Source organism: Sphingobium sp. GW821-FHT02B05 (assembly GCF_059421905.1).
Genome location: NZ_JBWKVW010000005.1, coordinates 63,964 through 79,628, shown reverse-complemented (window position 1 = coordinate 79,628; position 15,665 = coordinate 63,964). Strand labels below are relative to the sequence as shown.

At 61.8% G+C, this 15,665-nt stretch carries 15 protein-coding genes; 9 read left to right on the top strand and 6 right to left on the bottom strand.

Annotated features, from left to right (window positions below; all coding sequences use genetic code 11):
- Positions 1-84: 84 nt before the first annotated feature.
- The 9 genes from AC07UX_RS15745 to AC07UX_RS15705 all read left to right on the top strand — a co-directional run bounded on the left by AC07UX_RS15745 (position 85) and on the right by AC07UX_RS15705 (position 11,130).
- Positions 85-1,449, top strand: coding sequence for an MFS transporter (locus tag AC07UX_RS15745; protein ID WP_495192937.1), 1,365 nt, complete (start codon positions 85-87; stop codon positions 1,447-1,449).
- The gene (locus AC07UX_RS15740) at positions 1,430-2,821 is read left to right on the top strand and encodes an FAD-binding oxidoreductase (RefSeq protein WP_495192936.1); all 1,392 of its coding nucleotides are present in this window, start codon (positions 1,430-1,432) and stop codon (positions 2,819-2,821) included. The genes AC07UX_RS15745 and AC07UX_RS15740 overlap by 20 nt, the downstream gene beginning before the upstream one ends.
- A complete protein-coding gene (locus AC07UX_RS15735) occupies positions 2,822-4,549 on the top strand; it encodes a metallophosphoesterase family protein (protein ID WP_495192935.1) in 1,728 nt (575 codons plus the stop codon).
- A gap of 112 nt (positions 4,550-4,661) precedes the next feature.
- Positions 4,662-5,333, top strand: coding sequence for a DUF2490 domain-containing protein (locus AC07UX_RS15730; protein ID WP_495192934.1), 672 nt, complete (start codon positions 4,662-4,664; stop codon positions 5,331-5,333).
- Positions 5,334-5,429: 96 nt separating this feature from the next.
- Positions 5,430-7,514 carry a transketolase C-terminal domain-containing protein gene (locus AC07UX_RS15725; protein ID WP_495192933.1) on the top strand — a complete coding sequence of 695 codons (2,085 nt, stop codon included), beginning with the start codon at positions 5,430-5,432 and terminating at the stop codon, positions 7,512-7,514.
- Positions 7,515-7,530: 16 nt separating this feature from the next.
- A complete protein-coding gene (locus AC07UX_RS15720) occupies positions 7,531-8,757 on the top strand; it encodes a dihydrolipoamide acetyltransferase family protein (protein ID WP_495192932.1) in 1,227 nt (408 codons plus the stop codon).
- Complete coding sequence (gene lpdA / locus AC07UX_RS15715) at positions 8,750-10,141, top strand: dihydrolipoyl dehydrogenase (protein WP_495192931.1); 1,392 nt, start codon at positions 8,750-8,752, stop codon at positions 10,139-10,141. Before AC07UX_RS15720 ends, lpdA begins: the two co-directional genes overlap by 8 nt.
- A 30-nt stretch (positions 10,142-10,171) precedes the next feature.
- Complete coding sequence (locus AC07UX_RS15710) at positions 10,172-10,474, top strand: EthD family reductase (protein WP_495192930.1); 303 nt, start codon at positions 10,172-10,174, stop codon at positions 10,472-10,474.
- A gap of 74 nt (positions 10,475-10,548) precedes the next feature.
- Entirely contained in the window at positions 10,549-11,130 is a 582-nt protein-coding gene (locus AC07UX_RS15705; protein WP_495192929.1) for a TetR/AcrR family transcriptional regulator, read from the top strand.
- Between the two features lie 12 nt (positions 11,131-11,142).
- On the opposite strand, the gene AC07UX_RS15700 is transcribed toward AC07UX_RS15705, so the two are convergent.
- From AC07UX_RS15700 to paaA, 6 genes are read right to left on the bottom strand one after another with little or no spacing between them, the layout of a single operon-like run.
- Positions 11,143-11,898, bottom strand: coding sequence for an enoyl-CoA hydratase-related protein (locus AC07UX_RS15700; protein ID WP_495193016.1), 756 nt, complete (start codon positions 11,896-11,898; stop codon positions 11,143-11,145).
- 7 nt (positions 11,899-11,905) lie between these two features.
- Positions 11,906-12,982 (bottom strand): 1,2-phenylacetyl-CoA epoxidase subunit PaaE, encoded by a 1,077-nt coding sequence (gene paaE / locus AC07UX_RS15695; RefSeq protein WP_495192928.1) that lies wholly within the window; start codon positions 12,980-12,982, stop codon positions 11,906-11,908.
- Positions 12,983-12,991: 9 nt separating this feature from the next.
- Positions 12,992-13,486 (bottom strand): 1,2-phenylacetyl-CoA epoxidase subunit PaaD, encoded by a 495-nt coding sequence (paaD, locus tag AC07UX_RS15690; protein ID WP_495192927.1) that lies wholly within the window; start codon positions 13,484-13,486, stop codon positions 12,992-12,994.
- An 8-nt stretch (positions 13,487-13,494) separates the two neighbouring features.
- Complete coding sequence (gene paaC, locus AC07UX_RS15685) at positions 13,495-14,340, bottom strand: 1,2-phenylacetyl-CoA epoxidase subunit PaaC (protein ID WP_495192926.1); 846 nt, start codon at positions 14,338-14,340, stop codon at positions 13,495-13,497.
- A complete protein-coding gene (gene paaB / locus AC07UX_RS15680) occupies positions 14,340-14,624 on the bottom strand; it encodes a 1,2-phenylacetyl-CoA epoxidase subunit PaaB (protein ID WP_495192925.1) in 285 nt (94 codons plus the stop codon). Before paaB ends, paaC begins: the two co-directional genes overlap by 1 nt.
- Positions 14,625-14,654: 30 nt before the next feature.
- Positions 14,655-15,647, bottom strand: coding sequence for a 1,2-phenylacetyl-CoA epoxidase subunit PaaA (gene paaA, locus AC07UX_RS15675; RefSeq protein ID WP_495192924.1), 993 nt, complete (start codon positions 15,645-15,647; stop codon positions 14,655-14,657).
- Positions 15,648-15,665 lie beyond the last annotated feature (18 nt).

Genomic DNA, 15,665 nt, shown 5'->3' with positions numbered 1-15,665 from the left:
GACTTTAGACATAGCTGCATATGCAGATTAACTGCTTCGTATGCGGCTATGTATCAGTATGAACTGGGACGAGACTCAGCTGCCATGATCGACAGACAAGATAGCACGCCAGTAGACGTTAGCCGAACCATTGATGAAGCGAAATGGACCGGTCTTCAGCGCAACGTCCTTTTGCTGTGCGCACTGGCTGTAATATTGGACGGGTTCGACAATCAGCTGCTAGGCTTCATCATTCCTGCGCTCATTAAGGACTGGGGCGTAGACAGGAGCGCATTCGTTTCGATCATCGCCGCCAGCCTGATATCGATGAGTGTCGGGACGGCTATCGCCGGAAAGCTGGGCGACCGGTTCGGTCGTCGGCCGGTAATGATCGGCAGTGTCGCCCTGTTCGGTGTGGCGACCCTCGCTTCGGCGGTGGCAAACGGCCTTTTCATGCTGGCGCTTTTGCGCTGTCTTTCCGCCTTCGGACTGGGTGGCGCGATGCCGAACGCCACCGCGCTTCTGGCCGAATATGCGCCGCAGCGCACCCGTAGTAGGGCGGTCGCCATTGGCATCATCTGCGTGCCGCTGGGTGGTCTCATCGCCGGGTTGCTGGCTGCGGAGATATTGCCGACATGGGGATGGCGCCCGCTGCTGGCGATCGGCGGCATCGCTCCGCTGCTCGGCGCGGCGATCATGTTCTTCCTGCTGCCTGAATCGCCCGGTTTCCTGCTGGATCGCGCGCACCGTCACAATGAATTGCGCGCTATTCTCGAGCGGATCACAAGTCGGTCGATGACGGCTGTGCCCCTGCGCGAGCCGGAGAGGAGCGAGGCCGGCCGGGACGGGTCCATTTTCGCGGACGACCTGCTGCGCGATACGCTGACATTGTGGACGGCCTTTTTTTTCTGCCTGTTGTCCGTCTACAGCATGTTCAACTGGGCCCCGACCATGTTGTCGCAGGCGGGGCATGACTTGGGCTTCGCCAGCGCTGGGCTGGCCGGATTTAATTTCGGCGGCGTTATCGGTGCGCTGTGCGGCGCCTTCCTGATGGACCGTTTCGGTTCGCGGCGGCCAATGGTCGGGGCTGCCATCGTCGGCGTCCTCTCGTCGACGGCGGCTGCCGCTATGATTGCGAACGGCGTCGGCGGATCTGCGCTGCTTGCTGTGCTGGCTTTACAGGGCGCCATGATCGCGGGTCTTCAGATCATGCTCTTCGCGCTGGCGGCGCATGTCTATCCTGCGACCGCGCGGGCGACAGGCGTAGGCGCGGCGCTTGCCGTGGGCAGACTGGGCGCCGTAGCGAGTTCGGTGCTGGGGGCAGCCACGCTGGCCTGGGGTGCGACTGCATTTCTTATCTATATCGGCATCGCCGCGCTACTTTCCGGCGCCTTCCTGCTGATGCTGCGGCGGCACATTTCCGCCAGCGCCCCAATTCCTAGGACACTGGATGCCCATGATGCCGTATGATGGCTTTTCCGATATCGAATGCCTCTTTCCCTGGATCGAGGCCGATCACGCGGCCTATGTCACGGACTGGTCGGCCATGGTCGATGATAGTGGTCGCCCATTGGCGATCGCTTTCCCGAAATCAACTCAAGACGTTGTCGCAGTCATGCGTCACTGTCACGCCAACGGGCTTGCGGTCGTGCCCCAGGGCGGGCGGACGGGGCTGGCTGGCGGTGCGGTCCCCAATGCCGGATCGGTGGTCGTCAGCCTGGAAAAGATGAACCGGATTGAGGAGGTCGATCCAGCGGGTTCGCTTATCGTGGTAGAGGCTGGCGTCCTTCTGGAGAGTATTCAGGACGCGGCCGACGCGGTCGACCTGTTCTTTCCGCTGGACCTGGGCGCGCGCGGATCGTGCATGATCGGCGGAAATCTGGCAACCAACGCGGGCGGAAACCGGGTGCTTCGCTATGGCATGGTGCGCGATCTGACCCTGGGCATTGAAGCAGTCACGGCTGATGGCACGGTGCTCAATGCCATGAACCGGATGACGAAGAACAATTCGGGGTACGACCTGAAGCAGGTCTTTATCGGCAGCGAAGGTACGCTTGGCATCATCACCCGCGCCGTGCTGAAGCTGATGCCCAAGCCCAGGACGCAGCAGGTCGCGCTGTGCGCGCTGGATGATTATGCGGCGGTGCTTGCGTTCTTGGCGCTGGCGCGCGCACGGCTGGGCAGCAACCTGTCTGCCTTCGAGGTCATGTGGGACAGCTTCTTCGATGTCGCACGCAAGGGCGTACAGCGGGAGATCAGCTTCGAGCAGGCGCCGCCCTTCGTCGTGCTGATCGAAGCGATGGGACGTGATGACGACGCTGATGCGGCTGCATTTCAGGACCTGATCGAACAGGCGTTTGAGGATGCATTGCTGGCGGACGGACTGATCGCGCAAAACCAGCGCGACATCACGGACTTCTGGGCGTTGCGGGACGCGAGCGGCGAACTGGCGCGGCTGTTCGGCCCGGCGGTTAATTTCGATGTCTCCGTTCCGGTGGCTGAACTGGACCGCTTCGCCAAGGTTTGCCGGGCAAAGTTGGCCGAACGGTTGCCAGGTATCAGCGTGCTGGCGTTTGGCCATATCGCGGACGGGAACATCCATTTCGCCTGCCTTGACAAGCATGGCCGCAACCATGCGGTGATCGAGGAGACGATCTATGCGCTTGTCGGCGAATGGAATGGAGCGATCACCGCCGAACATGGCGTCGGACTGGAGAAGCGGCACTTCCTTCAGCATTCGCGGGACGAAGCCTATGTCGGGATGATGCGCTCGCTCAAGGCTGCCTTTGATCCGCTGGGGCTCATGAACCCAGGAAAAATCTTCATAAGCAAGGAAAATTGAATGGCTGAGGGTATGGATGACAATCAGGTCGGGCCGCGGGCCAATGCCCTGATGAATGAACTGGATCGGCGAGAATTCGTGGCGACCAGCGGCGCAGTGGCGGTCGCTCTGATGGCGGGTTCCGCCATGGCGGCCACGGGCAAGCCGTGGAGTGCGGGAGAGGTCGTTCATATCCTGCCGACCGCCAATCATGAACGCATCCTCATCAAATGCTCTTTCCGTTCCAACCTGGCCGATGGGGTCGCGCTTCGCGTCAACGGCAAGCGTTTCGCGGGGCGCAGGAGCGACACGGAAGGCCGCTTCTGGACCTTTGACGCATCGGGGCTGACGGCCGATACGGTGCATACCCTCTCGCTGGAACAAAATGGTCGCCGCCTCTGCGCGGACTGGCCGCTCAAGACCTTTCCGTCGCCGCAGGCACAGGCAAAAAGCTTCCGTTTCCTGTCCTTCACCTGTGCAGGCGGTCATGAAGCCCAGCGCGGCCCGGACGGTCTGGAGGTGTTCCGCCCGATGGAATTCCGCCGCCGCCTGCTGGCGCGCGCCATGTCCTATGCGCCCGACGCGGTTATCGCCAATGGCGACCATGTCTATTGGGACCAGAGGTCGGGCTATGACGCGGTCAACAAGGGCTGGGCGAGCGGCTGGATCAATCTTTACAAGAATTTCCAGGCTCTCGACCGGGAGGTGCCGATGTTCGGCACCAATAACGAGGTCGCTATCAAGCAACTGGGCGATGCGCAGATCCGCGACCTTTATGGCACGCTGATGCGGTCGGTGCCGACTTTCTTCATCGGCGATGATCATGATTATTTCGAGAATGACGAGGCGAACGAGCGCTATGTGACCTTCCCGCCCGACAATTTCATGGTCCGTGCCAAGCAGGCGGTGCAGCGGCTCTACTATCCGGAAATGCTGCCCGACGCGACCCGGACACAGCAGATGTCAGGCGTTCGCAATGAAGACGGTCTGTCAGAGAATTTCGGCACGTTGCGTTACGGTGACCTGATGGAAGTGCTGCTCTACGACTGTGGTCAGTATATGGACATGAAGGGCGCGTTCGGTCGTATCGTGCCTGAAGAGGTCGAGGACTGGCTGATCGAAAGGACAGCCTCCAACGATACCCGCCATCTGATGCATGTTCCCAGCCATCCGCCCGGCTGGTCGGCCGGCAAGTGGCGTGAATGGTATCCCGACATTGTGGAGTCGGCCGATGCCGCCTCGCCCAAGGCTGGATCGGACGAGGCGCAGATCGTGCATTTCCAGTCGATCGGCGGCAAGACCCGCCTGTCCACCAGCCGGCCCAAATTCATGTGGCAGAAGGGCTGGTTCGCCCAGCACCAGCGGCTGATGGCGGCTGCAACCGGCAACAGGGCGCGACCCCCGGTGTTTCTGTCGGGCGATCTTCATGCCGTAGGATGGCAGCGCATTATTCAGAGCGGCGACATCGATATGCGCGCCAATCCGGTGCATACGGTGCTGGCGGGGCCGATCGGTTCGTCCGTCTGGGCCTGGCCGTCCAAAGCGCGCGGTTCCGGCCCGGTGCCGCCGTCCGCACTGACGGTGGACGCAGGCCTGCAGCCGGTTGAAAAGAACGGCTTCACCATCGTGGATGTCGAACCCGACCATATGACCTTCCGCTTCTTCGGCTGGAAGGAACCGCAGGCGCTCGAAGAGATCGACACGCTCGAACCCTATGAGACGCTGCGGATCGAGCGGCCCAAAACATGATCCAGATCCTGCGGGGCAGCGCGCGCCGTCGCCCCGCAGAACTGCTCTCTAGACAAGTGTTGCCAGCATGTATTCACGAACAAGAGACAGTCTCTGGTCGATCGCCTCGACCATGGCTTTATGTGTCGCAACCTTCGCGGTTGGGGTGCGGGCGGAAACGATTTCAGACAATCAACTGTGGACCAGCGTCACGGTCACAGGCGATATCAACAAAGATTTCGCTTTTCTCGCGCAAATCCAGCCCCGCTATCAGAACGACATGCGCAATCTGGCGCAATTGATCGTCGTGACGCCCGCGATCGGATGGAAGGCAAGCAAAAAGGTCACCGTGTGGGGCGGCTATGTCTACACCTATGTTCCTCCGCCACGCGAAGGTGCGCGCGCCTTTCGCGAACATCGGCTGTGGCAGCAGGTCAATGTGCTGCTGCACCAAGGAGACCGTAACAAGCTGCTGAGCGCGACGCGTCTGGAAGAGCGAATGCGCACCAACGCCGGGGGTGCTGGCTGGAGGGTCCGGTCGCTGCTCAGCTATGCGCACAGGCTGGGGCGCTCCCGCATGTCGCCCAGCGTCGTCGTCTCGGTGGAGCCCATGGTCTATTTAAACAGTACGGCCTGGGGCGCGCGTAAGGGGTTCGACCAGATACGCGGCTATGTCGGCATGTCCGCTCCCGTCACCGGTCAGATCTCTGTCGAGGCTGGGTACACACCCCAATATGTGGACGGCCATGAGCAGCCCGATCAGTTCAACCATGTCGCGGTGATCGGGTTAACGATGCGCCTGTGATCGTGGGCAGACAGAAATCCAAAATAATGCTGGATTACTGCATTTGCAGCGATTATTGATTAACCGACCATACGGACAATCAACAGGAGAGTCATCGTGAGAAGCGCAGCAGCCCTTGAGCAGGATGCAGTCCGCAATGCGCCCGATCCCAATCGTGATTGGGCTCGGATCGCTTATCTTTTGCATCTTTCCCGCGCGTTGGACGAGATGGAGGAGACGCGGCTCGTTCCGGAGAAGAAAGTTCTCTACCAATTCTCCGCACGTGGCCATGACATGGCACAAATACTGCTGGGCGATCGGCTGACCGATGCAAAGGACGCTGCCTGTGGCTATTATCGCTCGCGCCCGATGCTGCTGTCGCTGGGCGTGGACGTGGAAGATGCGCTGGCGTCGTCCATGGGCCGGGCTGGCGGTTATTCCGATGGGCGCGATATCGGCGTTGTCTTCAACTATCCCAATCCGGCTGGTGCCTCGGCTTTGCCCATGTGTGGTGGCGTGGGCGCTCAATATACGCCTACTGCCGGTTGGGCGCAGGCGATCGAATATTATCGCACCGTGCTGGGCGACCAAAGCTATGCCAATGGTATAGGTGTAGTCCTTGGCGGCGAAGCGTCGTGCGCGACCAACGGTTTTTGGGCAGCGCTGACCATCGCCACCACGCAGAAGCTGCCCGTGCTCTTCTACATAGAAGATAATGGTTACGGCATTTCCGTCCCGTCGTCCTTCCAGACGCCAGGTGGCGATATTTCCGCCAATCTTGCCAGCTTCAAAGGGCTGGAAATTCTGTCGGGTGACGGCACAGAGCCGGCAGAGGCGGCGCGGCTGATCGATCAGGCGGTTGATCATGTGCGTTCGCGCAGGGGGCCTTGCCTGTTGCGGCTTACCGTGCCGCGCCTGCAGGGGCACAGCTTTCAGGATACCCAAACCTACAAATCGGAAGCCTTCGTGGAGTCGGAATGGGCGCGCGATCCGCTGCCCAAACTACGCGCTTTCCTGGAACCGGTGCTGGACGATGGCGAATGGGATCGGATTGCTGCGCGCGCCCGGGCCGATGCCGAGGATGCACGCGAGCGCGCCGAAGCGCGTGGCGCGTCTGACCCCGAGGGGGTCGTTCGCCATGTCTTTGCCGAAGAGGGCGAGTTGCAGGCGATGGGTGGCCAATGGACCAAGGGCTACAGCGCCCCTGCCGGCGTCGAGATCGCTCAGCCTGAGGGGCAGCGCATTAACATGGTGACTGCGATCCGCCGCACGCTCGATCAAGAAATGACTCTTAACGACCGGGTTGTCCTTTTCGGCGAGGATATTGGACCAAAGGGTGGCGTTCACGCCGTGACCCTGGGTCTGCAGGAAAAGTTCGGAGAAGGACGGGTGTTCGACACCAGCTTGTCCGAAGAGGGAATCGTCGGTCGTGCGGTGGGCATGGCGCTGGCAGGGCTTATGCCCGTGCCGGAAATCCAGTTCCGCAAATATGCCGAACCGGCGACAGAGCAGATCAACGATTGCGGATCGATGCGCTGGCGGACCAACAACCGCTTCGCTGCGCCCATGGTATTGCGTGTGCCGGGTGGCTTCTTCAAGTGCGGCGACCCTTGGCACAGCCAGACCAACGAGGTGGCCTTCGTGCATACGCCCGGCTGGATGGTCGCGGTGCCGTCCAATGCCGAAGATGCGGTCGGCTTGTTGCGCACGGCACTACGCGGCAATGATCCGGTCATATTCTTCGAGCACCGGGCAATGCTGGACTATGCCTGGGCGCGGCGACAGTGGCCGGGCGACGATTTCGTCCTGCCTTTCGGCAAGGCGCGGATGACCCGTAAGGGGGATGCGCTGACCATTGTCACCTGGGGTGCCATGGTGCCCCGATGCGAGGAGGCGGTCGAAGGACGTTCGGTCGATGTGATTGATCTTCGCACATTGATGCCATGGGATAGGGAGGCAGTCCTGGAATCGGTGCGTCGCACCCGCCGCTGCCTGATCGTGCATGAGGATCTTCAGACCGCTGGTTTCGGCGCGGAGATCGCTGCGGTAGTCGCCGATGAGGCATTCATGGACCTCGACGCGCCAGTCGTGCGCCTGACGATGCCGGACATTCCCAGTCCCCACAATCCGGTACTGCTCGACTGGGCGGTGCCGTCGGTCGCGCGCATTCGGGCAAAGATCGACGAACTTTTGGCCTTCTGACGATAGGACGATTGGCATGATGGATATTCTGGTTCCTCCCGAGCAGGAGGGCACCAAGGCGATCGTTCGCAGCTGGCTCAAGAAGGTTGGCGACGTCGTTCGGGAAAATGATCCGCTCGTAGAGCTGGAAACGGACAAGGTAACGCAGGAGGTGCCGTCACCGGCCGCCGGCATTCTGCGCGAGATCGTGCTCGACACCGACGCGGAAGCGGTGCCAGGCGCAATATTGGGACGAATGGCGCTGAATGTCGGGGATGCAGCTTCGTCTGCAGAGGCCTTGCCGGTTGTTACAGCCACCAACGCGGCACCGGTGGCCGATTATTCGCACAACCAGACCCTGTCGCCAGCCGTACGCAAGGCGATCGCGAAGCATGGCATCGACATTTCAGGCCTTTCCGGCAGCGGCCGCAACGGGCGCATCACGCGCGCGGACATTGATCAGGCAATTGCCGCCGGAACCACCGTTCCCGCCGCAGTGGCCCCACCGGCGTCCCAACCCGCCATGCCGACGCTTGCCCCCATGGCAGATAGCGCCAGTGGCGGATCGCGATGCATCCCGCATGATCGCATGCGCCTCTCAATCGCGCAGAACATGCTGAATTCGGTGACGGTCGCGCCCCATGTGACCGCGGTGTTCGAGGCTGACTTTTCCGCCATCATGGCGCACCGGCGCAAGCACAAGGCGGCGTTCGAGAATGACGGGATCAATCTGACCTTTACTGCCTATATCATCGCCGCGTGTGTGGAAGCGATGCGCGCTGCGCCCGCCATCAACAGCCGTTGGCATGAAGACCGGCTGGAGATTTTCGACGACATGAATATCGGCGTGGGCACGGCGCTAGGCGACAAGGGGCTGGTCGTGCCCGTCGTGGCGAAGGCGCAGGATCTGTCGCTGCGCGGCATCGCCGCCCGGCTGGGCGACCTGACGGGACGGGCGCGCGAAAACAAGCTGACGCCAGCCGACATGCGTAGCGGCACTTTCACCATCTCCAACCACGGCGTTTCGGGTTCGCTATTCGCCTCGCCGATCATCATCGCCCAGCCGCAATCAGCGATCTTGGGAGTGGGCAAGCTGGAGAAGCGGGTGGTTGTGAAGGAAATCGACGACGTCGATACCATCCAGATCCGACCGATGTGCTATGTCTCACTCACCATCGACCACCGCGTCGTGGACGGGCACCAGACAAACATGTGGCTCAGTCGGTTGGTTGAGGTTCTCGAAGGATGGTCCATCGATGGCTGACGCAATGCTGGACCTGCTGGTCATCGGCGCCGGGCCCGGCGGTTATGTCGCGGCGATCCGGGGCGCGCAACTGGGCCTTCGGACAGCCTGCGTCGAACAGCGAGAGACGCTTGGCGGCACCTGTCTCAATGTCGGTTGCATTCCGTCCAAGGCTCTGCTCCATGCGTCGCATCTTTATGCCGAAGCGGCCTCCGGGGCGCTCGAAGTGTTCGGCATAGATGCGCAGACGCGCCTCAATCTCGAACGGATGCACAGGTCGCGAACGGATGTCGTCAAATCCCTGACCGGCGGCATTGCTTCGCTGTTCCGCAAGAACAAGGTCGAATGGATCAAGGGGCGGGCCAGTTTCGTCGCTCCGGGCGAGGTCCGGGTCGGGGAACGGACGGTGCGGGCGAAGAATATCGTTGTCGCCACGGGATCGTCGGTCACGCCGCTGCCCGGCGTGACGATCGACCAGCAGGTCATCATGGATTCGACCGGCGCGCTCGCGCTGCCGAAGGTCCCGGGTCATCTCGTCGTGATTGGGGGTGGTGTTATCGGTCTTGAACTGGGCTCGGTCTGGAAAAGGCTGGGCGCGCGTGTGACTATCGTCGAAATGCTCGACGCGTTGCTGCCCGGCATGGACGAGGACGTTCGCGCCGAGGCGGGGAAGGTTTTCGGGCGGCAGGGGATGGACCTGAAGCTGGGCGCCAAGGTATTGAGCGTTGAGAAAACCGGTGCCGGCGCGCGTGTCACCATTGTGCCGGTGGCTGGCGGCGCGGAGCAGGTGCTTGACGCCGATGCCGTGCTGGTCGCGATTGGCCGCAAGCCGAATACGCACGGACTCGATTTCGCGGCGGCCGGCCTTTCCGTCAATGCGCGCGGACAGATAGAGGTGGACAGCGACTTCCGGACGCCGGTGTCCGGTATCTGGGCGATCGGCGACGTGACACCCGGACCTATGCTGGCGCACAAGGCGGAAGATGAAGGCATCGCAGTGGCAGAGAATATCGCAGGGCAGGGCGGCACCGTCAATCATGCGGTGATTCCGGCCGTGGTCTACACCCAGCCCGAGTTTGCGGGCGTCGGCCTTACCGAGGAACAGGCGCGGGAGAGGGGTGCGATCAAGGTCGGCAAATTCCCCATGCTCGCCAATTCGCGCGCGAAGGCCAATCATGAGGGCGACGGCTTCGTCAAGGTGATCGCCGACGCGGACAGCGATGCCGTTCTGGGCGTCTGGTGTGTTGCGTCAGTCGCGGGCACGATGATCGGACAGGCGGCACAGGCGATGGAATTCGGCGCGACGAGCGAGGATATTGCCTATACCTGCCATGCACATCCGACGCATTCCGAAGCACTCAAGGAAGCGGCCATGGCTGTTCGAGGCAAGCCGATCCACTTTTGATATTACATGATGGCTGTGAGGATTGTTCCCATGAAAGTAACTTTGACGGTGCTGTATCGTCAGCCCGAAGACGAAGTAGGCTTTATGGCGCATTATGAGGCCGTTCACATTCCGCTGGTCCGGTCCATGCCGGGGCTGTCGACCTTCCGCCATGGTAGGGTCATGCGTAACCTCAGCCCAGGTGCTGACTATTTCCTGATGGCGGAGATGGTTTATCCCGAAATGGCGGTATTCAAGGACGCCATGCGCTCGCCGGAGAATGAGGCAGTCAGGCAGGACCTGGCCAATCTTGCTGCCGAAGCAGTCATGTTCCTGGTGGAGCATCCAGACTGACAAGGGAGCACGCGGTTGACCAGTGGCCGCAATTTCTTCCATAGCGCCGAAGACATATTATCGACAGGAACAGCATGGCGCGTCCACAGGCAGCAGATTACGAACAACGGCGCGAAGCGATCGTTGCCAAGGCGGCCGAGCTCTTTGCCCAGCATGGTTTCAAAGGCGCGTCCGTCGCCGATCTGGCCCTTGCCTGCGACACGTCCAAATCGCTGATCTACCATTATTATCCTTCAAAGGAGGATATCCTTTATGCGGTCATGGCGTCGCATATCGATCTGCTGATTGAGGATGTGGCGGTTGCCATGGACGATGGCGTGTCAACGGAGAGCCTGCGTGCCCTGATCGGTCGGTTCATGCGTCATTATGTCGGCGCGGCGGACCGACAGAAGGTTCTGCTGAACGAGCTGGACAATCTGCCCGCTGACAAGCGCGAGGTGATTGTAGGCAAGCAGCGGCAGGTGGTCCATGCAGTCGAGCGTCAGGTTTGCAGGGTAAGACCCGAGCTGGCGACCGATCCGGCGCATGCGCGCGTTGTGACCATGCTGCTGTTCGGCATGATCAATTGGACGCACACATGGTTCCGCCCTGACGGTGCGATCCGGGTAGACGAACTGGCCGACATGGCGACTAATCTGTTTCTGGGCAGCCGTTAGCAGCCGGCAGGATCACCAGCGAGGCGGGCGCTTTTCGCGGAATGCCGCGATACCTTCCTGCTTTTCCGCGCCGCCCAGCAAAGCAATAAATTGGCGCCGTTCTGAAAGAAGATGAGGCGTCAGCGGCATTTCCATGGCCCGGCGAACGCTCGCCTTGGCGGCGCGCAGTGCGTTTGGCGCACGCTTTGCCAGTTTGCCGGCAAGGGTAAGGGCCTCATCCAGCGCCTTGCCGTCATCAACCAGGCGCGACACGAGGCCGCTGGATGCTGCGTCTTCGGCGGTGAGCGGCTCGCCGGTCAGCACCATGTCCATCGCGCGCGCATGGCCCACGCGTCGCGGCAATATCGCGGTGCCGCCCGCGCCGGGCATGATGCCAAGGCTGGTTTCGGGCTGGCCAATCCGCGCCCCTCGGGACGCGACCACGATGTCGCAGCGCAGCATTAGTTCCGCGCCCGCACCCAGGCACCAGCCCTCGACCGCGCCGACCAGAGGCTTTGTGAAACCGAAGATCGCTGCCCATGCAGCGAAGCGGGGACTTTCCACTGCCTCGTCAGACCCGGCTGCTTCGATCTCGTTGATATCCGCGCCAGCCGCGAAGACGCGATCATTACCCGTTATGATCGCGACGCGTATCGGCTCGTCCTGATCGGCTTTGATCAGTTGCTCCGCTAGTTGCCGTAGCAGCGGCGTCGTCAGCGCGTTGCGCTGATCAGGCCGGTTCAACCTGAGAAGCAGTACGCCTTCAGAGGGTTGCTCGACCAAAACCATCGGGGTGTCAGGCGTCATAGTCGAGCACCACGTCGTCGCCGAGCGGGATCGCCTGGCATGTCAGGACATAGCCCTGCTTCACTTCCTCGGCGCTGAGGCCATAATTGGCGTTCATGCTGACCTGTCCCGCTATCAGTCGGGCGCGACATGTGGCGCACACGCCTGCCTTGCACGCATACGGCGCCGGCAGCCCAGCCGCGCGGGCGCTGTCAAGAATATTGCCAGCCTCCGCGTCAAAGTTGATGATCCGGCGCCGGCCTTCCAGCGTGACCTGCACCTTTACGCCCTGGGCTTCTTCACGCGCCTTGCGCTCCGCCTGAACTGCGCCTTCCGGGCGGGGGCCGGCGGTGAAACGTTCGACCAAAACCTTGTCGGCCGCGACGCCCGCGTCCAGCAGCGCCTTTTCGGCGACATCCATCATCGCGCCCGGTCCGCAGATGAAAGCGGCATCGATCGTGGCGGGGGCGATGAGGCTGGTCAGCACATCGGTGACACGATCCTCGTCGAGGCGCCCGTTGAAGATGTCCACATCATCAAATTCGGCGGTCAGGAAATGGTAGACCTGCAATCGCTGCATGAAGCGGTCTTTGAGCGCTGCGAGCGTCTCCAGGAACATGACGGAGTTTGACGTGCGATTGCCGTAGAGCAGCGTGAACCGGCTATCAGGTTCGGTCAGCAGGCCTGTTTCGATCAGCGACAGGATAGGGGTTATGCCCGATCCGCCGGCAAAGGCGACATAGTTGTGGGCATGGTCGGGATCGAACGTCCAGGTGAAATGACCGCGTGGAGCCATTGCCTCGATCATGTCACCCGCATGCAAGGTTTCGAGCGCCCAGGATGAAAAGAGACCGCCATCGACCTTCTTGACCGCAACCTTGAGCGTCTCGCTGCCCAACGGTACGCAGATCGAATAGCTGCGGCGGACATCCTCGCCGTTGATCATCGCGCGCAGCGTCAGATGCTGGCCTGGATGGAATCGGAAACTGTCGGCGACAGACTCGTCGGGCTTGAGTGTCAGGACGATGGCATCGCTTGCTTCAGTCGCGACGTCGAGGATTTTCAGATTATGGAAGGAGACGGACAATCGAACCCCCTAATGACATTTGAAACGGTCGAATGGCTCAAGGCAGTCGATACACTGCCACTGAGCCTTGCAGGGGGTTGAGCCAAACCGGCTGACCTCCCGCGTGCGGATGGAGCCGCAGCGAGGGCATTCGACCTCGCCGTCTCCGTGCAGGCTGGCGGATGCGGCACCCCATGGCGGCGGCGCGATCCCATAATTCTTCAGCGCCGCGCGCCCGGCTTCGCTGATCCAGTCGGTCGTCCAGGGCGGCGACAGCACCGTCTCGATCGCGACCGCATCCAGCCCTGCCTGATCGAGCGCAGCGCGCACCGACAGTTCGATGACGATCGTCGCGGGGCAACCAGTATAGGTCGGCGTGATCAGCACCGCCGGCGGCTGTGCCCGCACCCCGCGCACGATGCCGAGGTCGGTCAGGGATATGACCGGAATTTCCGGATCGGGCACCTGCGCCAGAACCGCCATGACCCGGTCCTGAAAGGCTTGATCGGCTGGTGCGTTGGGCATGGACATCCTTACCAGCGCGCGTTCGGGTAGGCCCGGGGCAGATGCTGCATCACGGCCAGCAAATGCCCCAAATGCTCGCTGTGATGCCCCGTGCGCCCACCCATGACCGCGCGCGGATAGTCCGGCGGCGGCAGCGTGGCGTCGCGCAGTACGGTGTCGACCTCTGCGTCAAAGGCGGCGCGCAGCGTTGCCCGATCGGGGGCGATGCCCTGTTCGGCCAATGCGGTTTCCACCGCATCCATCGCGAACATCTCATCGACGAACCGCCAGAACCAATCCAGCCCCTCGATCATCCGCGTCCGGCTTTCCTCGGTTCCGTCGCCCAGTCTTATGACCCATTCGGCGGACAGTTCGGCATGGTAACCGATTTCCTTGACGGCCTTCGCCGCGATCGCGGCAAGGCGTGGCTCGCTGGACGCGGACAGCGCGCGGAACAGCTCCAGTTGAAAGGTCGAGAACAGGAAGTGCCGCGCCATCGTCTGGGCGAAATCGCCGTTGGGCTGTTCGACCAGGATGCAGTTGCGGAAGGCCAGCACGTCGCGATGGAAGGCGAGGGCGTCACCGTCCCTGCCCTCGCCTTCGACCTCGCCTGCCAGATCGAGGAGCAGGGTTGCCTGTCCGATCAGGTCAAGACCCATATTGGCGAGGCTAAGGTCGATCTCCAGCGCAGGCGCATGGCCGCACCATTCGACAAGTCGCTGTCCCAGGATCAGACTGTCATCGCCAAGGCGCAACAGATAGTCGAACAGGGAAGGATGCCATTGTGCAGGCGCTGGTGCGTCGAAGCTGCCCATGGCCTGGCTCTGTTCAGCCGCGACGACGTCGTCCGGCTGGATGGTGGGGAGCGATGGCATCAGATGTGCTTCACGACGTCAGGAATGTCGTAGAAAGTCGGATGGCGATATACCTTGTTCTCCGCCGGCTCGAACAGATCCCCGGCCTGCGCCGGGTCCGATGCCACGATATCGGCAGACCGGACGGCCCAGATGCTGACGCCTTCCAGACGCCGCGTATAGACGTCGCGCGCATGGCGTATCGCTAGATCGCTGTCGGACGCATGGAGCGATCCGACATGCTTGTGATTGAGGCCGCCCTTGGAGCGGATGAATATTTCCCACAGGGGCCAGTCATGGCTCATTGTCGTTATCCGTTTCCCGATTTTCAGTGTTCAGGCGGCGCGTCGCGCCTGCCGCTTTGTTTCGTATGCGTCCGCCGCCTCGCGGACCCATGCGCCCTGTTCCCAGGCATCGCGTCGCGCCTTCATGCGTTCCTTGGCGACCGGACCTTCGCCGCGCACGACAGCGTAAAATTCCTCCCAGTCGACCTCACCGAAATCATGACCGCCCTTGGCGTCGTTCCAGCGCAGGTCTTTGTCGGGCACGGTCAGCCCGATATGCTCGGCCTGCGGCACGGTGATATCGACAAACTTCTGGCGAAGATCATCGTTGGAATCGCGCTTGATGCGCCAGCGGAAGCCTTGGGCCGAATTGGGCGAGTTGGCGTCGGGCGGGCCGAACATCATCAGCGACGGCCACCACCAGCGGTTGAGCGCATCCTGCGCCATCGCCCGCTGCTCTGGCGTGCCAGCGGCCAGCGCCATCATCGCTTCATAGCCCTGGCGCTGGTGGAAGCTTTCTTCCTTGCAAACGCGGACCATTGCCCGGGCGTAGGGGCCGTAGGATGTGCGCTGCAACGGCACTTGGTTCATGATCGCCGCGCCGTCGACCAGCCAGCCAATCGCCGCGATGTCCGCCCAAGTCAGCGTGGGATAATTGAAGATGGTCGAGTATTTCGCTTTGCCGAAATGCAGCGCCTCGACCATTTCCTCACGACTGGTACCGAGCGTTTCGGCCGCGCAGTACAGGTAAAGACCATGTCCCGCCTCGTCCTGCACCTTCGCCAGCAGGATTGCCTTGCGGCGGAGCGAAGGCGCGCGGGTCAGCCAGTTGCCTTCCGGTAGCATGCCCACGATCTCGCTATGCGCATGTTGAGAAATCTGACGCACTAGCGTCTTGCGATAAGCGTCGGGCATCCAGTCCTTCGGCTCGATGAACTCGTCGGCAGCAACGCGGGCTTCAAACGCGGCGACCAGCGCCGGATCTTCCTGACTAATCGGCACCGGCTTGCCGGGATCGGACTTGCCGAGTTCAGTCGTGTACATGGCCTTCTCCCATTGAAG